The organism is Acidobacteriota bacterium (assembly GCA_016184105.1).
In the GTDB taxonomy this organism is placed as follows: domain Bacteria; phylum Acidobacteriota; class Vicinamibacteria; order Vicinamibacterales; family 2-12-FULL-66-21; genus JACPDI01.
This window is the reverse complement of record JACPDI010000014.1, coordinates 69,821-94,548: the sequence shown is the minus strand read 5'-3', so window position 1 is coordinate 94,548 and position 24,728 is coordinate 69,821. Positions and strand designations below refer to the sequence as shown.

General features: G+C 69.0%; 19 protein-coding genes, 2 pseudogenes and 1 riboswitch. Of the genes and pseudogenes, 9 read left to right on the top strand and 12 right to left on the bottom strand.

The genetic code is table 11. The features are described 5' to 3' along the window. A partial coding sequence (locus tag HYU53_06255) for an efflux RND transporter permease subunit (protein MBI2220793.1) occupies positions 1–206 on the bottom strand: 206 nt, incomplete at its 3' end. Here HYU53_06255 and HYU53_06250 point away from each other — a divergent pair. Further along, positions 207–1,226 (top strand): amidohydrolase family protein, encoded by a 1,020-nt coding sequence (locus HYU53_06250; GenBank protein MBI2220792.1) that lies wholly within the window; start codon positions 207–209, stop codon positions 1,224–1,226. A 4-nt stretch (positions 1,227–1,230) separates the two neighbouring features. Here HYU53_06250 and HYU53_06245 read toward each other — a convergent pair whose 3' ends face one another. Beyond that, a complete protein-coding gene (locus HYU53_06245) occupies positions 1,231–1,956 on the bottom strand; it encodes a hypothetical protein (GenBank protein MBI2220791.1) in 726 nt (241 codons plus the stop codon). Between the two features lie 110 nt (positions 1,957–2,066). Next, complete coding sequence (gene tadA, locus HYU53_06240) at positions 2,067–3,899, bottom strand: Flp pilus assembly complex ATPase component TadA (protein MBI2220790.1); 1,833 nt, start codon at positions 3,897–3,899, stop codon at positions 2,067–2,069. 161 nt (positions 3,900–4,060) lie between these two features. Here tadA and HYU53_06235 point away from each other — a divergent pair, with 161 nt between their 5' ends. Beyond that, positions 4,061–7,195 (top strand): glycosyl hydrolase, encoded by a 3,135-nt coding sequence (locus HYU53_06235; protein MBI2220789.1) that lies wholly within the window; start codon positions 4,061–4,063, stop codon positions 7,193–7,195. 69 nt (positions 7,196–7,264) lie between these two features. Here the strand turns inward: HYU53_06235 and HYU53_06230 are convergent, their stop codons facing one another. From HYU53_06230 to HYU53_06215, 4 genes are all read right to left on the bottom strand, one after another. Next, positions 7,265–8,455, bottom strand: a complete 1,191-nt coding sequence (locus HYU53_06230) for an aminotransferase class I/II-fold pyridoxal phosphate-dependent enzyme (protein MBI2220788.1) — start codon at positions 8,453–8,455, stop codon at positions 7,265–7,267. Between the two features lie 124 nt (positions 8,456–8,579). Continuing rightward, a riboswitch (SAM riboswitch) is annotated at positions 8,580–8,681 on the bottom strand. Between the two features lie 192 nt (positions 8,682–8,873). Beyond that, entirely contained in the window at positions 8,874–9,920 is a 1,047-nt protein-coding gene (locus HYU53_06225; protein ID MBI2220787.1) for a P1 family peptidase, read from the bottom strand. A 30-nt stretch (positions 9,921–9,950) separates the two neighbouring features. After that, positions 9,951–11,237, bottom strand: a complete 1,287-nt coding sequence (locus HYU53_06220; GenBank protein MBI2220786.1) for an acetylornithine deacetylase/succinyl-diaminopimelate desuccinylase family protein — start codon at positions 11,235–11,237, stop codon at positions 9,951–9,953. Continuing rightward, positions 11,234–14,311 (bottom strand): TonB-dependent receptor, encoded by a 3,078-nt coding sequence (locus tag HYU53_06215; GenBank protein MBI2220785.1) that lies wholly within the window; start codon positions 14,309–14,311, stop codon positions 11,234–11,236. Before HYU53_06215 ends, HYU53_06220 begins: the two co-directional genes overlap by 4 nt. Positions 14,312–14,447: 136 nt before the next feature. Between HYU53_06215 and HYU53_06210 the strand changes: the two genes are divergently transcribed. Genes HYU53_06210 through HYU53_06190 form a run of 5 tightly spaced genes read left to right on the top strand, consistent with a single transcriptional unit; the run spans position 14,448 to position 19,905 of the window. Then, on the top strand, positions 14,448–15,305 hold the full coding sequence (locus tag HYU53_06210; GenBank protein MBI2220784.1) for a MerR family transcriptional regulator: 858 nt from the start codon (positions 14,448–14,450) through the stop codon (positions 15,303–15,305). Between the two features lie 4 nt (positions 15,306–15,309). Next, positions 15,310–16,740, top strand: a complete 1,431-nt coding sequence (locus HYU53_06205; protein MBI2220783.1) for a sodium:solute symporter family protein — start codon at positions 15,310–15,312, stop codon at positions 16,738–16,740. Next, positions 16,724–17,512, top strand: a complete 789-nt coding sequence (locus tag HYU53_06200) for an SDR family oxidoreductase (protein MBI2220782.1) — start codon at positions 16,724–16,726, stop codon at positions 17,510–17,512. The genes HYU53_06205 and HYU53_06200 overlap by 17 nt, the downstream gene beginning before the upstream one ends. After that, positions 17,470–18,570, top strand: coding sequence for a tartrate dehydrogenase (locus HYU53_06195; protein MBI2220781.1), 1,101 nt, complete (start codon positions 17,470–17,472; stop codon positions 18,568–18,570). Before HYU53_06200 ends, HYU53_06195 begins: the two co-directional genes overlap by 43 nt. Positions 18,571–18,618: 48 nt before the next feature. After that, positions 18,619–19,905 (top strand): 6-phosphofructokinase, encoded by a 1,287-nt coding sequence (locus tag HYU53_06190; GenBank protein MBI2220780.1) that lies wholly within the window; start codon positions 18,619–18,621, stop codon positions 19,903–19,905. Positions 19,906–19,915: 10 nt separating this feature from the next. Here HYU53_06190 and HYU53_06185 read toward each other — a convergent pair whose 3' ends face one another. Further along, the gene (locus HYU53_06185; protein ID MBI2220779.1) at positions 19,916–20,122 is read right to left on the bottom strand and encodes a hypothetical protein; all 207 of its coding nucleotides are present in this window, start codon (positions 20,120–20,122) and stop codon (positions 19,916–19,918) included. A 12-nt stretch (positions 20,123–20,134) separates the two neighbouring features. Then, on the bottom strand, positions 20,135–21,412 hold the full coding sequence (locus HYU53_06180; protein ID MBI2220778.1) for a hypothetical protein: 1,278 nt from the start codon (positions 21,410–21,412) through the stop codon (positions 20,135–20,137). Between HYU53_06180 and HYU53_06175 the strand changes: the two genes are divergently transcribed. Next, on the top strand, positions 21,403–21,783 hold the full coding sequence (locus HYU53_06175; protein ID MBI2220777.1) for a DUF72 domain-containing protein: 381 nt from the start codon (positions 21,403–21,405) through the stop codon (positions 21,781–21,783). The two genes, HYU53_06180 and HYU53_06175, sit on opposite strands and share 10 nt — an antisense overlap. After that, a pseudogene (locus HYU53_06170) lies at positions 21,740–22,105 on the top strand (SDR family NAD(P)-dependent oxidoreductase). The gene HYU53_06175 and the pseudogene HYU53_06170 overlap by 44 nt, the downstream one beginning before the upstream one ends. Positions 22,106–22,390: 285 nt before the next feature. Here the strand turns inward: HYU53_06170 and HYU53_06165 are convergent. The 3 genes and pseudogenes from HYU53_06165 to HYU53_06155 all read right to left on the bottom strand — a co-directional run bounded on the left by HYU53_06165 (position 22,391) and on the right by HYU53_06155 (position 24,672). Beyond that, positions 22,391–23,443: pseudogene (locus HYU53_06165) on the bottom strand (glutathione-dependent formaldehyde dehydrogenase). Then, complete coding sequence (locus HYU53_06160) at positions 23,440–24,264, bottom strand: DUF2892 domain-containing protein (GenBank protein ID MBI2220776.1); 825 nt, start codon at positions 24,262–24,264, stop codon at positions 23,440–23,442. The pseudogene HYU53_06165 and the gene HYU53_06160 overlap by 4 nt, the downstream one beginning before the upstream one ends. A gap of 30 nt (positions 24,265–24,294) precedes the next feature. Beyond that, positions 24,295–24,672, bottom strand: coding sequence for a hypothetical protein (locus tag HYU53_06155; protein ID MBI2220775.1), 378 nt, complete (start codon positions 24,670–24,672; stop codon positions 24,295–24,297). Positions 24,673–24,728: the final 56 nt, after the last annotated feature.

Genomic DNA, 24,728 nt, shown 5'->3' with positions numbered 1-24,728 from the left:
TCGGTCACCTGGTCGGCCATCTGCAAGGCGGTTGCGCCCGGCCACATGGCGCGCACCACCATCGCGCGGAACGTAAACGGCGGATCCTCGTCCTGGCCGAGACGGGAATAACTCATGATGCCGCCGATCAGCAGGGCGACGATCAGGTAGCGGGTCAGGGGGATGTGTTCGAGCGCCCAGCGCGACAGGTTGAATCCACCCTTCATTTGGCGGCTCCGGCCGCCGCTTGGCCCGCCACGGAATCGACGACGGCAATCGACGTCGGCGACCCGCTTCCAGAGAGTCTCCGCGTGCGCGACCGGATTAAGAAGGGGGAGCTGGCGGGACCGCGCCTGTTCGTGTCCGGCCGGATGATTGTACGCCGGCGTCCGGGCGGGGCGCCTGGTGTCACAGAGAAGGTTGGATTGACGCAGCCGGTGAGCACCCCGGAGGAGGCGGCCGCCGCGGTTGAGGAACTCGCGAACGCCGGCGTCGATCTCATCAAGGCGCAGTCCGGCCTGAACGCGGCGTACTTCGGCGCGATCGTGGGAGCCGCGCACAAGCGAGGGCTCAAGGTTCACGCACACGTCTACGCGGAGGACGAGGTGCGCGAGGCGTTCGAGGCCGGCGTGGACGTCCTGCAGCACGTCGGATCCGGCGGCACGCACCCTCCCTACACCGCGGATCTCGTCCGACGTATCGCCCAATCCGGACGGCCCATCGTCGACACGATCGCGCATCGATCATGGATCTATCCGGCGACCGAAGCGTTCCCCGAACGCCTTCAGGATCCACGATTGAAGGAGGACTTCGGGCCGGAGATTTACGACGAGGTCCAGAAGTCGTTCAAGAACTGGCACACGCTGAGCTACTTCAACCGTATCGACAGCGAGTTGTTCTTCCGCGAGCGTGTCGCGAGGCAGTGGATCGACTCCGGCGCAGTCATGGGCATGGGGACCGACTCTGGAACCCCGATGAACTTCCACACCGAAGCGCTGTGGAGGGAGATGAAGGCCCATGTCGACATGGGCATGGCTCCGTCACGAGTACTGGTTGCCGCGACCCGTTTGAACGCGACACGCGTCCTCGGACGGACCGATCTCGGCACCATAGAACCGGGAAAACTCGCCGACGTGATTGTCGTTGATGGCGACCCGAACTTCGACATCACGGCGCTGTCGCGTGTCGAGATCGTCATTGTGGACGGTGTCATCAGAAAGGGCGCCGCCCACGGAGCCACCCGCTAGGCGCTTACTTGACCTCCGCCTTCGGCAACCCCGGCCCCCAGATCCGGCCGTGCAGGCCGTGGCACTGGGCGCAGGTGGAGATGATCTGCGCGTAGGCGTTCACGCGCGCGCTCTCTTCGGCGGCGGCTGAGGCCTGGTCGGCGAGCACGTGCACGCGGTCCTCGGCCGCGGCGATCTCGCGCGTCAGCTTCGGGTCGCGCGGGAGGTCGCCCGCGCGCAGCGGCGACGCTTTCAGCGCGTCGGCCCCCTCTTTCCACATCCCCGTCGACGGAACGATGAGCCCGTTCGCCATCTGGTCGACCGCGCGCTGGTGCTCGAGCATGTGTCCCACCGATCCGGCCACGGCCGGGCGGTCCGGCACGGGCACCGGCGGGACGACGGCCGCCGCGCGATGGCAGTCGCCGCACGCCGCGAGCATGGCCGCCGTGGCGGTCGCGGCCGACTTGAGATCCTCCGCGTCCGCGGCGCGCCGCGCCGCCTGGCGCATGGCCGACACCTGCGCGGCCGACGCCTTGTCGAGCTCCTGCGACGCCTCGTGCGCGGCCAGCCACGTGGCCGGCTCCTTGACCGCCTCGAGATCGCCGCGAATCACCGCGTGCTCCACCGCATGTACCTGCGTGTAGTGCTCTCTCATGTGCCCGGCGGTCTGCGGGTCCGACGGCTTCCTTTGCGCGGCGACGAGCACGGACGCGGCGATGACACCGATCACGACGGCCAGACGGCGGATCATGGGCGATCTCCTGGTCGACCGCCTGCCGAAAATCCGGCAGGCTCGCAGACGTCCTCACTTTATAGCAACGTGGGGGCCAGACAAGGCGGGAACGGAAAACGCCCGGCGGTTCACTCCCCGGTGCGGGCGTGCTGGCGGCGCTCCTGCGTCACGCGCAAGACTTCCTCGAGCGTGGTCTCGCCGCGTTCGACCAGCGACAGGCATTCTTCGCGCAACGTGCGCATCCCCTCGCGGCGGGCCAGCTCGTTGAGCTGCGCGCCCGAGCCGCGTCCGAGCACGAGCTCGCACATCGGCTCCGTTATCCGCAGCAGCTCGAAGATCGCGGCCCGGCCGCGGAAGCCGGTTCCACGGCAGTCGGGGCACCCGGCGCCGCGGAAGTAGGACGCGGGCTCCCCTTCGCGGAACATCGACCGCAGCGCGGCCGGCGTGGTCACCTGCGTGCGGCACGTATCGCAGATGCGCCGGACGAGGCGCTGCGCCACGATTCCGAGGACGCTCGAGGCGAGCAGGTACGGCTCGAGGCCCATCTCCATCAGCCGTGCGATCGTGGCCACCGCGCCGTTGGTGTGCAGCGTGGAGAGCACCAGGTGGCCGGTCAGCGATCCTTCGATCGCCACTTCGAGCGTTTCGACGTCGCGGATTTCGCCGACCATCACGACATCCGGGTCCTGTCGAAGGATCGCGCGCAGCCCGCGCGCGAACGTGAACCCCGCCTTGTCGTTCGTCTGCCCCTGGTTGACGCCGGGCAGCGAGTACTCGACAGGATCTTCAATCGTGACGATGTTCCTGCCGGTCTGTACCAACTCGCCGAGCGCCGCGTACAGCGTGGACGTCTTCCCGCTGCCGGTCGGCCCGGTGATCAGCAGGATCCCCTCGGGCCGGTGGATCAGCTCGCGCATCGTGTCGAGCGTCGTGCCATTCATCCCGATGCGATCGAGCAGCAGCCGCAGCCGCGCGCTGTCGAGCAGGCGCAGCACCGCCTTCTCGCCGTGTACCGTCGGGTAGGTCGAGCTGCGCAGATCGAGCCGCTGCTCGCCGACGGTCGCACTGAAGCGTCCATCCTGCGGGAGCCGGTGCTCGGCGATGTCCATCCCCGACAGCACCTTGACGCGCGCGACCACGGCGGGCGCCAGCGCGAGCGGCAGCACGGCGACCTCCCGGAAGACGCCGTCCACGCGGAAGCGGATGTGGAAATCGTCCTGGCGCGGCTCGAAATGGATGTCGCTGGCGGTGTCGGCCGCGGCGCGTGCAATCACGCGCTCCAGCATCGCCACCGCGGAGCGTTCCGCCGCCTCGTCGCGCGCGAGCAACTGCGTGGACGGGGAATCGAGCACGACCGCGTTCGCCTGCTCCGCGCCGGCGTCCGGCAGCCACTCATCGCGATAGTAGCGGTTCAGCGCCGCGACAATCTCGTCCTCGAGCGCGAGCACGGTGTGGATCTCGCAACCCGACGCGAAGCGCAGGTCGTCGAGCGCGGTCAGGTCTTTCGGCGTCGGCAGGGCGACGACGAGCGTGCTGCCGGTCTTCCGCAGCGGGAACGCCGTGTGCCGCCGCGCCACCTTTTCGGGAAGCGACGCGATCGCCTCGAGGCTGACCGTGTACGCGTTGATGCGCACGGTCGGCACGCCGAGCTGTTCGCTGAGCACTTCAAGGAGCGCCTCCGCCGAGACCAGGCCCTGGTCCACGAGGACGTGGCCGAGACGACGCCCCGTCTTCTTCTGTTCGGCGACCGCCGAATCGAGCTGTTCCGAGGTGATGAGGCCGCGCTCGACGAGCAGCCCGCCAAGGGCAATATGCCCGCGCGGGGCGTGCGCCCGCTGAGACACCGCGGTGATGCCGTGCGGGTCCCCCACGGCGCGGAGCGTTAACGTCCTGGCGCGATCCGGCAGCGCGCGCACCTTGGCCGTCTCACGAATGGAGCCGAGGGAGACAGGTTGAGCCACGCGTCCTGGCAGGCAAGGTCAGCGCCAAACAACGCGATGCCCGCAATGTGTTCTGCACGGCCAGCTTAGGGGAATGGGCGCCGCGGGGGCGCACACGGAGTGCTCCGAAATAGACCACCGGCTGGACACTTCGCGTATCATTGCCGCACACGAGGTCATCCATGCGTCTCAGGTTCCTGACTTCACTCGTCGTCTGCCTGTTTCTTCTCGTTTCGGGCGGCGCCGCGCAGCAAAGCGACAAGGCGGCGACGCCCTTCAAAGCCATCAAGTATCGCAACGTCGGCCCCGCGCAAGGGGGGCGCGTGTCGCGTGTCGCGGGCATCGCAGGGAACCCGTCGATCTACTACGCGGCGACCGCGTCGGGCGGTGTGTGGAAATCCACTGACGGCGGCATCAGCTTCAAGCCCGTGTTCGACGAGCAGCCGATCTCGTCAATCGGCTCGATCGCCGTCGCGCCTTCCGATCCGAACGTCGTGTACGTCGGATCCGGCGAAGCCAACATCCGCGGCAACGTGGCAGCGGGCAACGGCATCTACAAGTCGATCGACGCCGGCAAGACCTGGACCCACGTCTGGAAACAGGAAGGGCAGATCGGGACGATGGCCGTGCACCCGCGCAACGCCGACATCGCGTTTGCGGCGGTGCTCGGCCACGCCTTCGGGCCCAACCCGGAGCGCGGCGTCTACCGCACGACCGACGGCGGCAGAACGTGGCAGCAGGTCCTGAAGAAGGACAGCGACACCGGAGCCTCCGACGTGGCGCTCGACCCGTCGAACCCGAACATTGTCTTTGCCGGGTTCTGGCAGGCGCGCCGCAAACCCTGGGACCTGGTCAGCGGCGGCCCGGGCAGCGGCCTCTACGTATCGCGCGACGGCGGCGACACGTGGAAGCCGCTGACGGGATCTGGACTCCCGGAAGGCATCTGGGGCAAGGTGGGCGTCGGCGTGGCGCCTTCCGACGGTCGCCGCGTGTACGCGTTAATCGAGGCGGAAAAGGGCGGTCTGTTCCGCTCCGACGATGGGGGCGAGACGTGGACGCTGGCGACCTCCGACCGCGCGCTGCGCCAGCGCGCGTGGTACTACACGACGCTCACGATCAACCCGCAGAACCCCGACGACGTGTGGTTTCCGCAGGTGCCGCTGCTGCGCACGATTGATGGAGGGAAGACGCTCAAGTACATCCGCGGACCGCACCACGGCGACTATCACGACGCCTGGATCGATCCTCAGAACCCGAAGCGCATGATCGTCGCCAACGATGGCGGCGTGGACGTGACGACCGACGGCGGAGAGTCGTGGTACGCGCCGATGCTGCCGATCGGCCAGCTGTACCACGTGTCCGCGGACACGCGCGTGCCGTACCACGTGGCCGGCGCGCAGCAGGATCTCGGGACCGCGCAGGGTCCGAGCGACAGCCTCACGCGCGGCGGCATCAGCGCGGCGGAGTGGTACTCCGTTGGCGGCGGCGAAGCGGGCCACGTCGTGTCCGACTGGTCCGACCCGGACATCGTGTACGCGGGGGAATACCTCGGCTACATCTCGCGCTACGACCATCGCACGCGCCAGGCGCGCAACATCAGCGCGTACCCGGAAAACGGCTCCGGGCACGGCGGCGCGGACCTGAAGTACCGCTTCCAGTGGACCGCGCCGATCGTGGTGTCTCCGCACGACGCGAGGGTCGTGTACCACGCCGGCAACGTGTTGTTCAGAACGGCAGACGGCGGGCAGACGTGGACGGCCATCAGCCCGGACCTCACGCGCAACGACAAGTCAAAACAGCAGTGGGCCGGCGGCCCGATTACCGGCGACAACACCGGCGTCGAGACCTACTGCACGATCTTCGCGGTCGCCGAATCACCGAGGCAGAAGGATCTGATCTGGGCCGGCAGCGACGACGGGCTCGTGCACGTGACGCGGGACGGCGGCAGGACCTGGAAGAATGTCACGGGTGCGATGACGGGATTCCCGGAGTGGGGCACCGTCCGCCTGATCGAGGCCTCGCCGTTCGACGCCGGCACCGCCTACGTCGTGGTGGATGCGCACCGGCTCGACGACATGCGGCCGTACCTGTTCAAGACGACGGACTTCGGCGCGTCGTGGAAGCGGCTCGACGACAAGCTCGCGCAGGACGTGTACTTGCATGCCGTCCGCGAAGATCCAAAGAGGAAAGGGCAGCTCTATCTCGGCACCGAGCGCGGCGTCATGTATTCGACCGACGAGGGCGCCACGTGGCAGTCGCTTCAATTGAACCTCCCCACGGTGGCCGTGCACGACCTCGTCGTCAAAGACGACGATCTCGTCGTCGGCACGCACGGCCGGTCGATCTGGATTCTCGACGACCTCGCGCCGTTCCGCGAGGCGACGCCGTCGCTGCTCGCATCGGACGTGCACCTGTTCAAGCCTCGCGAGGCCTACCGCTGGTATTACTCCGGGGGGACGCGGGATCGCGCGGCCGGTCAGACCCCGCCGCGCGGCGCGGTCATCACGTATTTCCTGAAGGACAAGCCGAAAGAGGTGGCCATCGAGATCCGCGACGCGCAGAAGCGGCTCCTGCGACGCTACGCGAGCGTGGCGGAGCCGGCGGCCGGCGCCGACGACAACGAGCCGGAACCGAAGCCGGCTCTCACGCTGGAGCCGGGCGTGCAGCGTGCCGTGTGGGATCTGCGGTGGAGCGGCGCGGAGCGGATCCGGAACGCGAAGATCGACTGGGGCAACCCGGCGTACGGGCCGGTTGCCGTTCCCGGCACGTATACCGTCACGCTCACCGTGGACGGCCGCAGCACGAGCGCGCCGATCGTGGTCAAGCCGGACCCGCGCTCGAAAGCGTCGCAAGCGGATCTCGAGGCCCAGCAGGCGTTCGCGCTCGACGTGCGCGACACGTTCAGCCGGATCACGGAGAACGTCAACCGGCTGCGCGCCGTGAGCGGGCAGCTGAAGGCGAGGAACACGGCGTTGAAGGGCCACGCGCCGTCGGCGCCGCTGGTGAAAGCGTCGGAGGCGGCGCTGACGAAGATCGAGGCCTTCGAGGAGGAGATCCACAATCCGCGCGCGCAGGTGGTGTACGACATTCTCGCGATGAAGGGGGGCGCGAAGCTCTATTCGCGCGTCAGTCCCCTCCTGGAGTTCGTCATCGACGGCGACGGCGCGCCCACGCAGGGGGCGCGTGAGGTGTTCGCGGATCAGAAGCGCGAGCTGGAGGAGTGGGAAGGGCGGCTGAAGCAGTTCCTCGCGGTGGACGTCGCGGCGCTGAATGCGAAGGCCGCGGAGCTGGGCGTGGCGTTCGTCGTGGTCGAGTAAGGAGAAGAAGGGGGACAGTCACACTTTCCCGGGGGAGCCTCAGGGAAAGTGTGACTGTCCCCCTTTCTCTTACCCGCGCACGCCCGTCAGCTCACGCTCCGCGTTCCGATCTTTCTCGATCTCCGCCAAGCCCTCGAGGAGATCCTCCACCAGATCGCCGGCGTTCTCGCAGCCGGTCGACAGCCTGACCAACGTGTCCGACAGCCCCAGCGCGGCGCGCGCCTCCGGCGGGATCGACGCGTGCGTCATCCGCGCCGGATGGCAGATCAGCGACTTCACGCCGCCCAGGCTCTCCCCGAGCGCGAAGTAGCGGCGCGACGACACGAGCCGCACGACCTCGTCGACCGAGCCGTCCAGCTCGAATGACACCATCCCGCCGAAGCCCGACATCTGCCTGCGCGCCACGTCGTGGCCGGGATGCGTGGGAAGACCCGGAAAGTACACGCGCTTGACAAGCGGGTGACCATCGAGCGCTGCGGCGATCGCCGTGGCATTCTCCGCGTGCCGCTGCATGCGCAACTCGAGCGTCTTCAGGCCGCGAAGCGTGAGCCAACAGTCGAACGGCGAAGGCACCGCGCCCGTCGCGTTCTGAAGAAACTTGATTGGCTCGAAGATGTGCGCCTCGCGCGCGAGCACCGCCCCCTGGATCAGATCCGAGTGGCCGCCCAGGTACTTCGTGACGCTGTGAACAACGATGTCGGCGCCGAGCTGGAAGGGCTGTTGGAAGTACGGTGTCGCGAAGGTGTTGTCGACAACGAGCAGCGCGCCGCAGGCGTGGGCGGCGCGGGCGATCGCCTCAAGATCGTAAACCAGGAGGCGCGGATTGGTCGGCGACTCCACCCAGACAAGGCGCGTTTTCGCCGAAACGGCACCCTCGAGCGCGCGGGGATCCGACAGGTCGACCTGCTTGATGACGCAGCCAATCGGCTGGTACACCTGGTTGAGGATTCGGTACGTTCCGCCGTACACGTCGAGCGGAATGACGATCTCGTCGCCCGGCTTGAGCCATGCCTGCAGCACGGCGTTTTCCGCCGCGAGACCTGACGCGAACGCCGCCGCGTGGGGCACTCCCTCGAGGTCCGCGAGGACGTGCTCGAGCCGTGCGCGTGTCGGGTTGTTCGTGCGCGAGTAGTCAAATCCGCGGTGCACGCCCGGCTCATCCTGCTCGTATGTCGAGGTCTGGAAGATGGGCGCCATCAGCGAGCCGGTGCCGGGCTCGGAGGGCTGCGAGGCGTGAATGGTCTTCGTGGCGAACTTCATGTCTTCTCCTTATGCGGCCGCTGCGACGTGGCTCAGCCGAGACTGCGGACACACCCCTACTGCTAGGACGACCGGCGCTGTTCTGGGAACGAAAGACGTCAGGCGGCGGAGTCGCCAGCCTTTGGTCCTATCTCTCCCGGGTTCGGGCAGGAATTAGCACCGGGGCACTCGGGCCTGGTTGCTGTGGCTTCATCGGGCCTGTTCCCTCAGCCACTCTGGATAAGCGCCTGCGTTAACGCAGACCACACGAGGATAGAGGGCGCTGGGGGGAACGTTCAACGGCAGGGCGCGTCATATGACAGGCGGCGGCGGGTGCGGAATAAGTGGGACAGTCACACTTTCCCGGGCCGTTACTGGGGAATAAGTGGGACAGTCACACTTTCCCGGGCCGTTACTGGGGAAAGTGTGACTGTCCCACTTATTCCCTGAGATCCCGGCTCGACGGCAGCCCCCCGAGACCTCGCGCCTCGGTGGCCGCGCGCACGATCGCACGCGCCATGACGTCGGCGGCGAGCGCCCCCAGGCGCGACAGATTGACCGTTCCCTCCCACCGGCCCGTCGCCATCGAGAAGATCGTGTCCCCATCGTCGGGGAGGTGCACCGGCGCGATCGCGCGCGCGTAGCCGTCGTGCGCCATCTGCGCGATCTTCTTCGCCTGCACCTTCGTCAGCCGCGCGTTGGTGGCGACCACGCCGATGGTGGTGTTCTCGATCGGATGCTCGTTGATGACCAGCTCGCCGCGGCGCACGATCGTGCGCGCGTCGGCGAAGCGCTTGCCGTCCTCGGTCCGCACGCCCGCGAGCACCTGGCCCGTCGCCGGATCGACGATGTCGCCGACGGCATTCACCGCCACGAGCGCCGCGACGACGAGCCCGTCTGCCATGACGATGGCGCTCGAGCCGATGCCCGCCTTCGTCGCGCGCCCCGGACCGCCCATCTTGCCAACCGTTGCGCCGGCGCCCGCCCCCACGTTGCCTTCCTGCACCGGGTCTGACGTCGCCGCCGCCGCGGCCTTGTAGCCGCAGTCCGCCGTCGGCCGGATCTTCGCGTCGCCGCCGAAGCCGAGATCGAACAGGATCGCCGCCGGCACGATCGGCACCTTCGCGATGCGCACGTCGAAGCCGATGCCGCGCTCCTCGAGGTATTTCACCGTGCCGCTCGCCGCATCCAGGCCGAACGCGCTGCCGCCGGCCAGCACGATCGCGTGCACCTGCTGCACCATGTTGACCGGATCGAGGAGATCGGTTTCGCGCGTGCCTGGCGCGCCGCCGCGCACGTCCACCGCGGCAACGGCACCCTGCTCGGCGAGCACGACCGTGCATCCGGTGGGGCGTGCGGCGAGTGTGACGTGCCCCACCTTGAGCCCCTCGACGGCGGTCAGCGTCCGGTTGGCCGGCGTCGGTCCCTGGGCCGCGAGGATGCCGCCCGCCACGGCGACGCACAGCACGGTGCCGAAGGTCCGCATAGAGAGCTCCTAAACCCTGAACTTTGAACCCTACCGCGCCCCCGCCAGCTCGTGCAGCGCCAGCGCGATCACCTTCGTCGCGTTCACCAGGTCGTCGACGCCGCACCACTCGTCCGGCTGGTGCGCGAGATCGAGAATGCCCGGCCCGTACGCGACGCAGTGCTCGATGCCGGCAATGCGGGCCACGTGCTTGTGATCATACGTCCCCGGGCTTGCCACCTGGGTGGCTTTCCGCCCCAGCACCTGGTGAATGCCGTCGCCGAGGGCCGCGATGAGCGGCGAGTCCTGCGGCGTGCGGACCGGGTGGACGGTCATTAGGTCTCGCAGCTCGAACTCGAAATTCGGCGTCTCGCGGGCGGCGCGGTCGAGCATCTCGACGATTTCCACCCGCGTCGTCTCGAAGCCCTCCTCGAGCAGGAACCGGCGGTCGAACACCGCGCGGCAGAGGTCCGCCACGCACGGCGTCTGGATGCCGTCCACGGGCTGGCCGCCGGAGATGCCGTTGATGTTGAGGGTGGGGTGCCGGGCGCTCTCGGGCACGACCGGCACGGCCGTCGTGCGCGACGCCAGGCGGGGCGCCAGGTCGCGATGGAAGCGATCGAGGACGCGGCCCATGTGCTCGATCGCGCTCACGCCGAGGAACGGCATGCTCCCGTGGCCGATGCGCCCGCGCGTGGTGACCTCGAACCAGTAGACGCCGCGGTGTCCCACGCACACGCGGTCCACGTTCAACGGTTCAGGGATGATGACGTAATCCGTGCGGTCGCGCGCGAGCAGGCCGCGCTCGCAGAGCAGCGCCATCCCGGCAAACCCGCCGCTCTCTTCGTCCACCGTGGCGCTGATTTCAATCGTCCCCGCCATCGGCACGCCGGCGCGCCGGATCGCTTCGGCGGCGAACACGGCGGCGGCGATGCCGGCTTTCATGTCGCAGGCGCCGCGTCCGTAGATCCGGCCGTCCGATACTTCGCCGCCGAACGGGTCTTTCGTCCATCCGGCACCGGCGGGCACGACGTCGACGTGGCCGTTCAGGTGCACGCACGGGCGCGCCCGCTCGCCGCGGCGGCGCCCGACGACGTTCAGTCGCGGATGACGCGTGGTGTGCTCAGGACGGCCCTGCGCGTCGACGTACTCCGTCTCGAAGCCGAACGAGGCGAGCTGGCGGCCGATGAATCGCGCGCACTCGTCGTACGCGTCGCCCGGCGGATTGACCGTGGGGATCCGGATCAAGCCGGCCGTAAACGCCACCGCCTCCGCGGCGATGGCGTCCACGGCCGAGAGAATCCGGTCGCGCGCGCCCGCGAACGACGATCCGCTCATCGAGCGCCGAACAGGAACCTGATGCCCACCTGCAGTTCCCGGCCCGAGAAGAACGTCGTCGGCGTGCCGAAGTTCGGCCCGGCCACGTCGGTCACGCTCCGGACGTTGGCGCGATTGAGCAGGTTGAACCCCTCCAGCAGCACCGTGACGGAGCTGCGCCCCGGGAGCGCGACCCGCTTCTCGACACGCATGTCGAAGTCGCCGTACGACTCGGTCCGGAACGCGTTGCGTTCCTGCGTGGTGTCGCGCTGGTCCACGAGGCCGTCGCCGTCGAGGTCCTGGATCCCGCGCGGGTTGAAGGCGGAGCCGGACCGCCAGAACACGATGCCGCTGACGTGGATGTCGAAGGGCACCACCACCAGCCCGTTGGCGGTGAAGATGTGCGGCACCGACTGGTTCGACGGGCCGAAGTCGATCTCGGGATGGTTGTTGTTGCTGAACGTGGACCCCACGCTGCCGGTGAGCAGGTTGTCGCGCGCGCGGGACCCGGTGTACGACACGCCGAGCTGGTAGCGCGACGAGAACCGCTTGCGCGCCGAGAGCACGAGGCCGTCGTAGTTGATGCGGCCGTCGTAGGTGACCTGGCTGATGCGCGGGCCGCCGTCCGTCGTCCGGCCGAAGTTGGGGTCGCCCCTCGGCACGTCGAACAGGTTCGTGATGCGGCGGGTGAGCAGGTCGCGCGTGCGGCGGCGGACGTACATCGCCGAGACGCTGACGTTCTCGCCGATCTGCTGCTCGATCCCTGCGTTGAACGCGTTGGTCCACGGCGTGCGGTCCTGCGAGTACACCGACACGTCGCGGCTGAACGCCAGCGGGCCGCGCGGGAAGAAGGACAGCACCCGGTCGCCGACGACCGAGCCGCCGGGGACGTCGAAGAACTCCCAGTCGGTGCCGGGGAAGGTCGACTCGAGCAACGCCACCACCTGCGCGGCGGACTTGCCGCTCAACTGCTGGACGTTGTCGGAGGTCACCACCGGCGGCGCCGACGGGTTCGCCACCGAGATGCCGAGGAGCTGGTAGAGATACAACGGGTTGGCGCGCAGCGCGTTGGCAAACGCGGCGTACGCGCGATTCTCCGGCGGCGTGCGGACGCCGCCGCCGATCGGGAACCCCGAGGTGATCACCAGATCGATCAGCGAGTCGGTGTAGTCCGCCCCCAGGCGCGGCAGCGTGACGTCGAAGGCGGAGCGGGTGAAGATGCCCCCCTTCTCGGGCACGGTGGCCGCCGCCGACAGGACGTTGCGGTCGAAGAAGATGCCCCAGTTCGCCTTGACGATCGTGCGGTGCCGGCCGCCGACGTCCCACGCGAGGCCGAGCCGCGGCGCCACGTTGTTCGTGTCGTCGCTGAACAGGCTCGAGTAGTCGTAGCGCACGCCCGCGTTGATCGTGACCGACGAGCCGGCCTGCCACGTGTCCTGCGCGAAGAAGGCGAGGTCGTTGCTCGTGATGTCCAGGTTCAAGCTGCCGTCGGGGCTCGACGACAGCGTGAAGAACCGCGCCGCCGACTGCGCGAAGCCGAGCCGGCGGAACAGGTCCTCGTTGACGGCGTGCGCGTTCGGCGCGAGGAACGCGGCGGAGTACTCGACGTCGTTGGTGACCTCGTTGAAGCCCGACAGGCCCACGTGGTTGTAGTCCCAGCCGAACTTGAACTGGTGATCGCCCCGCCAGTCGATCCCGGCACGCGTCAGCGACTGCGCGAGCTGCACGCGGTCGCGGTCCCGCTTCGTCTTTCCGCCGAACGGCGCGCCGGTCTGCATGAACCCGGTCCGCAGGAGGATCAGCAGCGGCTCGGCGCGCTGGTCGCGATCGAGGTTGGTGCCGGAGGTGGTCGAGGTGTACCCGACGGTGCTCTCGAGGTACGTCCGCTCGGACATGACGCTGGTCAGCCGGCCGATCGTCGCGTACCCGCTCGCGCTCTGCGTGCGCGCCGCGCTCGGCAGCGCGGTGGTGCCCGCGACGGGCGAGCTGATCTCGCCGCTCACGTCCTGATCGTTGCCGTTGACCGTCAGCGTCAGGCGGTTGGCGGCGTTGAACACGTAGTCCGCCTTGCCCATGCCGGTGAGGCCGGTCGTCTCGGGCGCGATGCCGAAATCCTCGGTGCCCGCCGGCGTGGCGATGCCGGAGGCGATGAACGGCGGGATCGCCGCGCGGTTGATGTTGACGCCGCGCGTCTCGCCGAGGCGCTCGAACGATCCGAAGAAGTACGCGCGGTCGCGGCGGATCGGCCCGCCGAGCGTCGCGCCCCACTGGTCGCGCGCCAGCTTCGGCGCGTCCTGGTTCGGCACGTTCGACGCATCCATCGCATCGTCGCGGCGGAACCAGAAGCCGCGGCCGTCGAAGCTGTCCGTCCCCGAGCGCGTGACGACGTTGACGATGCCCCCCTGGGCGCGGCCGAACTCCGCTTCGTACCCGGTCGTGATGACCTCGAACTCCTGGATGGAGTCCTGCGTGTAACGCAGCGCCGCGCCCCCTTCGAGCGGGTCGTTGTTCTCCGCGCCATCGACGAGGAAGGAGGTGGCGGCGCCGCGCTCGCCGAAGATGGACACGTTCGCGCCCTGCTGCCCTTCGGGCACGGGCCGCGCGCCGGGGACGAGCGCCACCAGGTCGGTGAAGTTCCGGCCGTTCAGCGGGAGCGCGTCAATCGTCCGCGTGGAGACGCGGTTGGTGATGTCGGAGCGCGTCGTCTCGACGACCGGCGCGGCGCCCGTGACGCTGACCGCCTCGGTCACCGAGGCGAGGCCGAGCGTCAGGTCCAGGATCGCCTGCTGGTTCAGCGCCACCTCGACCCCCTGCCGGAGGACGGGGCGGAAGCCGCCGAGCTCCGCCTTGACGTCGTAGACGCCGGGAGGGAGCAGCGGCACGCGGTAGCTGCCGTCGTTCGCGCTGACGGCGGTCGCGCTCCCGCGCCGGAGCGCGGGGCCGCTGACGGTGATCGTCGCGCCGGGCAGCACGGCGCCGCTGTCGTCCTTGATCGTGCCGGCAATCGAGCCGGTGACCTGCGCGGCCGACGGCAGCGCCGTCGCGAGCAGGAGAGCGAGTGGAGCGAGCCATCGGAACGGGAGCGGTGCGCGCATCGAACCTTCTCCTCGGAGTTTCGGGGGCACTGCAGAACGCCACGCGCCCGGCACGCGTGTGTTGGCGATGGCCGTTTCTACAGGAATCCTGCAATCTTGTCAAACGCCGCGAATCGGTCTACCATCGGCGACCATCGTGACGCAGAGACGCCGCGCCCCCGGCCGCGCCGCGCCGCGCCCGGCGACGGGCGGGCTGCTCACCGTGGGCCAGGCCGCGCGCGTCATCGGGGTGAGCGCCTCGACGCTGCGCCTCTGGGAAAACGTCGGCCTCGTCGCGCCGCTGCGGACGCGGGGCCGCTTCCGCCTGTACAGCCCCGACGTGCTCAAGGTCCTGAAGCGGATCAAGTACCTCCGCGACGTCCAGCGCCTGAACGTCCACGGCATCAAGCGGGAGCTGGGCGAGGCCGGCGCCCGCGCGCGGAGGAGCAATGGACGCGCCGGCGACGGGGCGGGCGACGCGGCCGACATCGGGCCGCGGCTGCGCCTGTTGCGGGAGCGCCGCGGCTTGAGCATCGCCGCCGTCGCCGCGCAAGCCGGGATCTCGACGGGGTTCCTCAGCGCGTTCGAGCGGGCGGAGGCCAACGCGTCGGTCGCCACGCTCCAGAGGCTCGCCGCGGTGTACGGCACGACGCTCATGGCGCTCTTCGGCGGCCGCGCACGAAAGAGCCGGCTCGTGCGCCCGGGACAGCGCCGCCTGCTGCACGGCGTGCCCGGCGTGCGGATGGAATTCCTGTCCACGGGCGCGCGGCTGCTGGAGTCGATGCTGTTCCGCGTTGCGCCGCTCGCCGGCAGCGAAGGCGCGTACGCGCACGAGGGCGAGGAGTTCATTTTCATGCTGAGCGGCACGCTCGAAATCTGGCTCGACGAGCTGCAGTACCACGTCCTGCACGAGGGGGACGGCTTCTGGTTCGAGAGCACGCTCGCGCACCGCTGGTTCAACCCCGGGAACACCGAGGCCGTGCTCGTGTGGATCAACACGCCGCCCACCTTCTGACCGCGTGAATCTCCACCTCGCCCTCCTCGTCGTGTATTCCGTGGCGCTGACGGCCGCGGGGCTGTGGGTCTCGCGGTTCGTGCGCAGCAGCGGCGATTTCTTCGTCGCGGGACGGCAGCTCACGGCGCCGCTCCTCTTCTCGACCGTCCTCGCCGCGAACATCGGGGCGGGAACGACGGTCGGCGCCGCCGGTCTGGCGTACGAGCAGGGTGTCAGCGCGTGGTGGTGGAACGGCGCGGCGGCGATCGGGTCGCTCGCCCTGGCGTTCTGGGTGGGCCCGCGCCTGTGGCGGCTTGCGAGCGAGCACGGGTTCTACACGGCGGGGGATTACCTCGAGTTCCGCTACGGCGCCGCGGTGCGTGGCGTCATCGCGTCGTTCATCTGGCTGGGCACGCTCGCCATCCTCGCGGCACAGTTGATCGCCGGCGCGGCCGTGCTCAACGTCGTCGCCGGGATCTCCCGTCCCGCCGGCGCGCTCATCGGCGCCGCGGTGATGACCGTGTATTTCGTCGCGGGCGGGCTCCTGAGCTCGGCGTGGGTGAACCTGATCCAGCTGGGCGTGCTCCTGACGGGCTTCCTGGTGTCGATTCCGCTGTTGTACTCGTCGCTTGGCGGCGCGGCGGCCTTCCACGCGATCCCCAACGTGCCGGACGGCTACTGGAACATCATGCACTCCAGCGGCGCGGGCTCCGGGTGGGCGATGGTCGCCCTGCTCACGCCGGCCTTCATCATCTCGCCGGGCCTGCTGCAGAAAGTCTACGGCGCCGGCAGTGCGCGCGTGGTGCGCGTGGGCGTGGGCACGCAAGCCGTCGCGCAGATGCTGTTCGCGTGCATCCCGGTGTTTTTCGGGATTGCCGCGCGCGCGGCGCACATCGAGGTGGACAGCCCGAACATGGTCCTGCCGGCGGTGCTCGCCACCGAGCTGCCGGTGCTCCTGGGCGCGCTCGGGCTGGCCGCGGTGTTCTCCGCGGAAGTGAGCACGTGCGATGCGATTCTGTTCATGCTCGCCACGTCGCTGTCGAAGGACCTCTACAAGCGTTTCGTGAATCCCGCGGCCGACGATCGACGGTTGTTGAAGGTCGCGCGACTGGCGGCGCTGGCGGGCGGGGCCGGGGGCGTGGTGCTCGCCACGCAGCTCGAGACCATCATCGGCGCGCTGAGCATCTTCTATTCACTCCTCGGCGTCAGCCTGTTCGTGCCGGTCATCGGCGGGCTCCTCACGCGCCGCGCCGGGGCGCCCGAGGCGCTCGCGTCGATCGCGGCGGGGGTGGCGACGCTGCTGGCGGTCCACGCCTGGACCGGCGGCAAGGGGTTCGGCATCGCGAACCCCAATCTCATAGGGCTCGCGGCGGCCGCGGCCGCCTACGCGGCTGTCATGGCGGTGCGACGCAATCAGGGGAATATCAGCAGGAGCACTTATGGCGAACATCTTTGATTTATCGGGCAAGGTCGCGGCGGTGATCGGCGCCGGATCCGGGATCGGCGAGGCGGTGGCGCGGGGCTGCGCCGCGGCAGGCGCGCGCGTCGCGTGCCTGGACGTCAACGAGCCCGCGGCGCGCGGCGTCGCCGAGTCCGCCGTGCGCGAGGGCGGCGCGGCGGAGTGCGCGGCGCTCGACATCCGCGACGCCGCGGCCGTGGCCCGCGCGTTCGAGGATCTGCGTTCGCGCCACGGCCGCCTCGACGTGGTGATCTGCACGCCGAGCATCAACGTGCGGAAGAAGATCCTCGACTACACGGCCGAGGAGTTCGACCGCGTGCTGGCGATCAACATGAAGGGGAACTTCAACGTGCTGCAGGCCGCCGGGCGCATCATGACGGCCGAGCGCCGCGGCAGCATCGTGCTGTTCTCGTCGATCCGCTCGCAGGTGGTCGAGCCGGGCCAGGCCGTGTACGCGGCGACCAAGGCGGGCATCCTGCAGATGGCGCGCACGGCAGCGGCCGAATTCGGGCCGTTCGGCGTGCGCGTGAACGCGGTCGGCCCCGGCGTGATCGAGACGCCGCTCACCGCACCCATCAAGGCGAATAAGGGATGGTACGACGCGTACGCCGCCAAGAGCGTCTTCAATCGGTGGGGGCGCGCGGACGAGATGGTGGGACCGACGCTGTTCCTCGCATCGGACGCCGCGAGTTTCGTCACCGGCACCATCATCTTCGCCGACGGCGGATGGCTGGCGGCCGACGGGCGGTTCACGCCGCCGGGAATGTAGGCGTGCGATACCGCGTCGCGGTCATCGCCGGCGACGGCATCGGCGGGGAGGTGATTCCCGCCGGCATGCAGGTCGTCGATCGCGCGGCGGCGCGCCACGGGATCGCCGTCGAGTGGACCGGGTTCCCCTGGGGCTGCACGTTCTACCGCGAGACCGGCCGCATGATGGACCGGGACGCGCTCGATCGGCTGCGCGGCTTCGACGCGATCTACCTCGGCGCGGTCGGCGACCCGTCGGTGCCCGACCACGTGTCGGTCTGGGAGTTGATCCTGCCGATTCGCCAGCGGTTCGAGCAGTACGTGAACCTGCGGCCGATGCGGCTCCTGCCGGGCGTGACGGGCCCGCTGGCGCGGCGCACCCCTGCGGAGATCGACATGGTGTGCGTCCGCGAGAACTCCGAAGGAGAGTATGCCGGCGCCGGCGCGCGCACCGGCGCGGGAACGCCGGACGACCGCGCGGAGCAGACCGGCGTGTTCACGAGGCGCGGCATCGAGAGGATCGCCCGGTTCGGCTTCGCCCTCGCTCTGAAGCGGCCGCGCCGGCTCCTCGCGAGCGCGACAAAATCGAACGCCCTCCAGCACTCGATGGTCCTGTGGGACGATGTGGTCGAAGAGGTTGCCGCGGATTTTCCCGACGTGAGCTGGCGGAAGTACCACGTCGACGCGCTGGCCGCGCGCATGGTGACCGACCCGTCGAGCCTCGACGTGATCGTCGCGTCGAACCTGTTCGGCGACATCCTGACCGACCTCGGCGCGGCGGTGTCGGGCAGCCTCGGGATCGCGCCGGGCGCCAACCTGAATCCCGAGCGCACGTTTCCGTCGATGTTCGAGCCGATCCACGGCTCGGCTCCCGACATCGCCGGGCGCGGCATCGCCAATCCCATCGGCGCGATCTGGGCGGGCGCCCTGATGCTCGACCACCTCGGCGCGACCGGCGCGCACGACGCGATCGTCGGTGCCATCGAGCACGTGCTCGCCGGCGGCGGCCCGCGCACGCCCGACCTCGGCGGCCGCGCGACGACGCGGGAGGTGGCCGCGGCGATCGTCGACGCGCTCTGAACACGCACACCGGCGCCTTGATGGAAGTGGAATAGGATCAGGGCAGCCATGGAACATCATAAGAATGTCGCCATCCTCGTCGGCGGCGGGCCGGCCCCCGGCATCAACAGCGTCATCGGCACCGCCACGATCCGCGCACAGGTCGAAGGCATCGATGTCGTCGGCATCCGTGACGGGTTCGAATGGATCATGCAGGGGGACATCGACCACGTCATGCCCCTCACGATTGACGCCGTCAGCCGGATCCATTTCCGCGGCGGCTCGCATATCGGCATCTCGCGCGCGAACCCCACGCGCAACCCACAGCACCTGGAGAACACGGTCATTTCCCTGCTGCGGCTCAACGTGTCGCAGCTCATCACCATCGGCGGCGACGACACGGCGTTCTCGGCGCTGAAGCTCGCCGAAAAATCCGCCGGACGCATCCGGGTCGTCCACGTGCCGAAGACGATTGACAACGATCTCGGGCTGCCCCCGTACGTGGACACGTTCGGGTTCCAGACGGCGCGCCACTACGGCGTGGAGATCGTCAAGAACCTGATGGTGGACGCGAAGACGACGTCGAGGTGGTACTTCGTGATCGCGATGGGGCGCAAGGCTGGGCACCTCGCGTTGGGCATGGGCAAGGCCTCCGGCGCGACCCTCACGCTGATCCCCGAGGAGTTCACCAAGCCGATCCGGCTCAACACGATCGTCGACACGCTCGCGGGCGCCGTCATCAAGCGACTGAGCTACGGCCGCCGCGATGGCGTGGCGATCATTGCCGAAGGGGTCGTGCTCGACGTGCACCCGGACGACCTGCGGAGCCTCCACGAGGTGGAGCGCGACGAGCACGGGCACCTGCGGATCGCGGAAGTGAACATCGGCGAGATCCTCAAGGCGGCCGTCGCCGAGCGGCTCAAGCAGCTCGGGCTCAAGGCGCCGATCGTGGCCAAGAACATCGGCTACGAGCTGCGGTGCGCCGATCCGATTCCGTACGATATCGAGTACACGCGCGATCTCGGCTACTGCGCGGCGAAATACCTGCTGTCGGGCGGGAGCGACGCGATGATCTCGATGCAGGCGGGACACTTCGTGCCCATCCCGTTCAGCGAGATGATCGACCGCGACACGGGGCGCGCCCGGGTCCGGTACGTCGAGATCAACTCCGAGCGCTACGCGATCGCGCGGCGCTACATGATCCGCCTGCGGCGCGACGACTTCGACGACGCGCACGAGCTGGCGAAGTTCGCGGCGACCGCGCACATGTCGCTCGATGAGTTCCGCCGCGAGTTCGAGTACCTGATTGAGAACGAACCGCCGCCGCTGGTGTTCCCGGACGGAGGGCGGAAGTAGGGCTCAGGGCTCAGGGTTCAGGGTTCAGGGGCAGGTGGGCTTTCAGGCGCTGCTCGATTTCGTTCAGCGCCCGGACGAGGATCTCGCTGATGGCCGCGCGTTCCTCGTCCGGCACGTTCGAGAGCAGGCTGTGCATCACCCCGGTACGCGTCACGAGCGAGAGCGTCAGGTGAAAGTTCGAGGTCTCGTCGAGGTAGCGCTCGCGGGCGATGATCATGGCAGGCTCGGCTCATTGTACCGTGGCGGAGGCCGGCGTCGAGGCCAGGACGACTGCGGCCACGGCGTGCAGCGGCCAGCGCTCCCCGCGGCGTAACGTCTGTTGATCGAACGCCTTGCCCGTCAGCGGGTCGAGCGCTCGCACGCTGGCGCTCCGCCGCGCGACCAGCGTCACCTCCGATTCGATTCCCGACAACGCGACGATGAACGCGGCGCCGCGGCGCGCGCCGAGCATGACCGCCACGGGCCCCTCCACATCGAAGGGAAAGCCGGGCTCGTTCGCCGGCATCGGTGTCCATTCGAACACGTCGCCCGGCAGGTAACGCCGCATCTCCGCCAGCCCGGCGAAGAGCGCGTCAGCTCCGGGCAATTCCTCGAGCCCTGACGGCCGCAACCCCTGGTCGTGTGCGGGGTCGTCACGAACGCCCGGGCCGCTATGGAACATGTAGATCGGGATGCCGGCCAGATAGGTGTTGACCGCGGCCATCACGATCGACAGTGGATCGGACGTCGATTTCACGGAAGCGCCGGGCCCCGACGGCTCGTTGTTGCTCGCGACCTCGGGCAGGTCGCATGACGACAGGTGCCCCTTTCGCCGGGCACTCTGCCACGGCTCCAGGAGCGGCGACCAGCGCGCGTGCGGTGCTTCGCGATCGAAATGCACGGTCGCGAAATCCACGTCTCCCGCGGCGTAGAGGGGGCAGAGCTCCGGCCGGTGTGCGGAGGCCGCGACGGGGACGCTCGTGGCGGCGCGGACTGTCCTCGCGAACCGCCTCACCTGCTCGAGGCCCTCCGGCCCGTCGAATCCGTTCTGCAGGTGCTCGTTCGCGATTTCGAACGCGAGGATCTTCTGCTCGCGCCCGCGCGACATCCTGATGAATCGGTCCACGACTCCCGCGCGATCGGCGGCGGCCGGGAAGCGACCACCCGCGAAGATCGTCCATTGCACGCGGATTCCGTACTCGTCGTACGCCAGATCGGTCAGGCCCGCAACCACCGAGTCGTAGTCCTCCCACTTCCAGTCGATTTCCCGGCCGTCCCAGTAGTCCGGCCGCGACGGATCGCCCACCACGCCGAACGCGCGAATCGCGTCGAAGCCGTGGAGCGACAGGTAGTCGAGCTGCGACTCGAGCCACGCGCGGTCGTGGCGATACGCCCACGCGGCGCGGAACAGCGACGCGCCGAGCACGGTCCGGTCGAATGGGCGCCGAGCAGCCGGTCGAGGTGCGGCGGGCAGCACGGCCACCGCGGCGCAGATGAGCCAGGCCGCGGAAACAGTTCTTGCAGACATCACGACAAGCATGGCTCAAAACCGCGCCGGCGCGCGCGTCGGCTGCTCCGGCTGGGAATACACACTGGAAAGGTGACTTCTATCCCGACAGTCTCCCGCGGCAGCAATGGTTCGAGTACTACTATCGCCTGCCGCAGAAGGAGACGATGAAGAGATGGCGGCTGCAGGCGCCGGTGGGGTTCGTTTACGCCGTGAGGGCGAGCCGGTATCTCACGCACATGCGGAAGCTCAAGGACGCGGCGCACCTGGCGCGCGGCTGCGACGTGTATGCGTACTTCAACAACGACGCAGGGGGGCACGCACCGCGAAACGCCGTGACGCTCAGGCATGCGCTCGAGCCGGAGCGCCCGCATCTTCGCGCGACCGGGTGAGCGATGCTCCGCAATGCAAGGAGGGCGACAGATGGCCAGGAACACAGCCGTGACCGCGGCGGCGGTCGGCGTCGGCGCGGCGCTGATCGCGTGGGAGAGCGCGCGTCGGTCGCGCGCGATCGACTTCTTCGACCGGGTGGTGCTGATTGCCGGCGGCTCGCGGGGCCTCGGGTTCGTCCTCGCGCGCCAGCTCGCGGCAGAAGGCGCGCGCCTCGCGCTCTTCGCGCGCACGATGGATGACCTCGAGATGGCCGCCGCACAGCTGCGCAAGGAAGGAGCCGACGTCTTCACCCTCACGTGCGATGTCGGCGACCGTGCCGGGTTCAAGGGGGATCACGAGGCGGAATACACCTGGTTCGCGCTGTCCGACTCGCTGCCGCTCGTGACGATCAACGCCGAGCGCGCCGCCGCGAAGATCGTCGACGCGTGCCGCTACGGGGATCCGGCGCTGACGATCACGCCGCAGGCCAGGCTCGTCGAGGCGCTGCACGGCGTCGCGCCGGGGCTCGTCATGCGGCTGATGACGCTCGCCAACCGGTTCCTGCCGCCGCCGGCTGGACACGACGGGGATCGGCTCAAGGAAGGACGCGAGAGCGAGACGAAGTGGACCCGCCTCGATGAGCCGCAGCAGCCTGGGCAAGTAGCGCTGGACGTGAGTCTGGCCCATCTTCAGCGTGAGTCCTTTATTAAAGGCGGCGCCGACCGGCACCTTGTCCAGGAACCCGCCGTACACGCCGGGGATGGACACCGTGCCCCCCTTGCGGCAGCAGTGGATCGCCTGCCGGAGCGCCACCGGGCGGTCGGTGGCCATGAACGCCGCCGTCTTCACGCGGTCGTACCAGTAATCGAGCGTCGCGCCGTGCGCTTCCATGCCGACCGCATCGATGCACGAGTCCGGCCCCATGCCGCCGGTGAGGTCCATCAACGCCTCGTACACATCCACCTGTTCGTAGTCCAGCGTGATGGCGTTCCCGTCGCGCGCCGCCATCTGCAGCCGCTCGGGCTCCCGATCGATCGCGACGGCGCGGCTGGCGCCCAGGAGGCAGGCGCTGCGGATCGCGAACTGGCCGACCGGTCCGCAGCCCCACACCGCGACGGTGTCGCCCGGCTCGATCGCGCATCCCTCTGCAGCCATGAAACCGGTGGGGAAGATGTCGGAGAGGAACAGCACCTGCTCGTCGCCCAGCATCGTGGGGATCTTCAGCGGCCCGACATCGGCGAACGGCACGCGCGCGTACTCCGCCTGCCCGCCCGCGTAGCCACCCAGCATGTGCGAGTACCCGAAGATGCCACACGGCGACGCGCCGTACATCGTCTCGGGAATCCACGCATTCGGGTTCGAGTTGTCGCAGGCCGAGAACAGCCCGCGCTTGCAGTAAAAACAGGAGCCGCAGGAAATCGTGAACGGTACGACGACGCGGTCGCCGGTCTTCAGGTTCCTGACTTCGGATCCCACGTCGACGATCTCGCCCATGAACTCGTGGCCAAGAATGTCGCCGGGCCTCATCGTCGGGATGTAGCCGTCGAGGATGTGGAGGTCGGATCCGCAGATGGCGGTGGACGTGACCCGCACGATCGCGTCCCTCGGGTTCAGGATTTCAGGATCCGGCACCCGATCGACGCGCACGTCCCCCTTCCCATGCCAGCACAGAGCCCTCATGCGCTCCTCCGTGGCTTGGCATTCACCATTGTTGCTGCGGGCGAGCGCTTCTGGCGCTTGCGCCGCAACGCGAGCATGCCGCGCGAGAGTCCCGCCGGGCGGCCGCTTGGCTGACCTTCGGTGGTGGGCACCTCGCCCGTCTCGAGCAGGCGCTTGAGCCGCCGGAGATCTTCGTGGATTTGCTGCGACGGCTCTTCGCCGAAGAGCTTCGCGAACAGCGCGCCCAGCTTTCCGGCGGGCGGCCCGTACTGCAGGTGCACGGTGATGCGGGTGCCGCGACCCGGGCCCGCGTCATCGAAGTTGACCGAGCCGGCGCTCGTCACGTCGGAGCCGGGCAGCGATCGCCAGCCGATCACCTGGTTGCCGACCTCGTTGATGATTTCGGCGTCCCATTCGACGCGCATGCCCGCCGGCGCCCTCGCCACCCAGTGGGAGCGATCGGGGCTGGTGGCCGTGACGGCCTCGAGATGCTCCATGAAGCGCGGCAGGTTCTCGAAGTTCCGCCAGAACGCGAACAGCTCGTCGACGGGGCGGTCGATCGTGACCGAGTCCTTCACGTGGACGCCGCCGCTGCCGCCAAGGGCGACCTGCGTACGCTGGCTGGCCGTGTTGCGGCCGATGCGCGCGTTGACGGGACAGTGTCCCGTGACGCCGCGGAAGAGGAGCGCGCTGCCGGCCACCGCGCCGAGCGCGCTCGACGGTTTCCGGCGGGAGAGCGCGGCCATCAGGAGGCCGGCGCCCGCGGCGAGCGACGCCCATCGCTCAATCCCTCCGACGTTCAGCCATTCTCGTTCTCGCAAGACGCTGGAACTTGCGGCCATGGGTTCCATGTGTTGTCCTCTGTCGTTCGTTTACCTGTCGGTCTTCGCGCCGGCGGTCGGCGTCCATGAGGGGGCGTCGCTCGCCGGGAAAGACTCCTGCGACGCGTCGTCCACGACGTCCTCGTCGCGCCAGCCGCGCGCGCGCAGCGTGCGATCGGCCAGCGCCCGCGCGCGCGTGACGTCATGCCGCCCCTGCGCGGCACGTGCGACGATGCCTGCGCCGGCGGCGCCGAGCACCGTGCCGAGCCAGCCGCCGCGCCGCAAGCCGTACAGCGCGAGACCCGCGCCGAAGAGACCGACGAGGAGCCGCTCGCGATCCCACTGCGACGTCTCCGGCGTCCACCCCGGCCGTTCCCACACGTTCCCGGTCGATCGACTCACCTTTAGGTTGCGTGACTCGTAAGCCATAATCTCACCCAGAACAACGCCACAGTGCACATCGCGTGCCCGCCAGCGCTTCGGTG

What these genes read in the sequence shown, in the direction of transcription:
- HYU53_06200 (MBI2220782.1), top strand. Translation starts at nt 16,724, where the DNA reads ATGGCGAACATCTTTGATTTATCGGGCAAGGTCGCGGCGGTGATCGGC.
- HYU53_06185 (MBI2220779.1), bottom strand. Translation starts at nt 20,122, where the DNA reads ATGATCATCGCCCGCGAGCGCTACCTCGACGAGACCTCGAACTTTCAC.
- HYU53_06230 (MBI2220788.1), bottom strand. Translation starts at nt 8,455, where the DNA reads ATGAAGTTCGCCACGAAGACCATTCACGCCTCGCAGCCCTCCGAGCCC.
- HYU53_06190 (MBI2220780.1), top strand. Translation starts at nt 18,619, where the DNA reads ATGGAACATCATAAGAATGTCGCCATCCTCGTCGGCGGCGGGCCGGCC.
- HYU53_06235 (MBI2220789.1), top strand. Translation starts at nt 4,061, where the DNA reads ATGCGTCTCAGGTTCCTGACTTCACTCGTCGTCTGCCTGTTTCTTCTC.
- HYU53_06180 (MBI2220778.1), bottom strand. Translation starts at nt 21,412, where the DNA reads ATGTCTGCAAGAACTGTTTCCGCGGCCTGGCTCATCTGCGCCGCGGTG.
- HYU53_06195 (MBI2220781.1), top strand. Translation starts at nt 17,470, where the DNA reads ATGGCTGGCGGCCGACGGGCGGTTCACGCCGCCGGGAATGTAGGCGTG.
- HYU53_06160 (MBI2220776.1), bottom strand. Translation starts at nt 24,264, where the DNA reads ATGGCCGCAAGTTCCAGCGTCTTGCGAGAACGAGAATGGCTGAACGTC.
- HYU53_06220 (MBI2220786.1), bottom strand. Translation starts at nt 11,237, where the DNA reads ATGAGCGGATCGTCGTTCGCGGGCGCGCGCGACCGGATTCTCTCGGCC.
- HYU53_06225 (MBI2220787.1), bottom strand. Translation starts at nt 9,920, where the DNA reads ATGCGGACCTTCGGCACCGTGCTGTGCGTCGCCGTGGCGGGCGGCATC.
- HYU53_06215 (MBI2220785.1), bottom strand. Translation starts at nt 14,311, where the DNA reads ATGCGCGCACCGCTCCCGTTCCGATGGCTCGCTCCACTCGCTCTCCTG.
- HYU53_06155 (MBI2220775.1), bottom strand. Translation starts at nt 24,672, where the DNA reads ATGGCTTACGAGTCACGCAACCTAAAGGTGAGTCGATCGACCGGGAAC.
- HYU53_06245 (MBI2220791.1), bottom strand. Translation starts at nt 1,956, where the DNA reads ATGATCCGCCGTCTGGCCGTCGTGATCGGTGTCATCGCCGCGTCCGTG.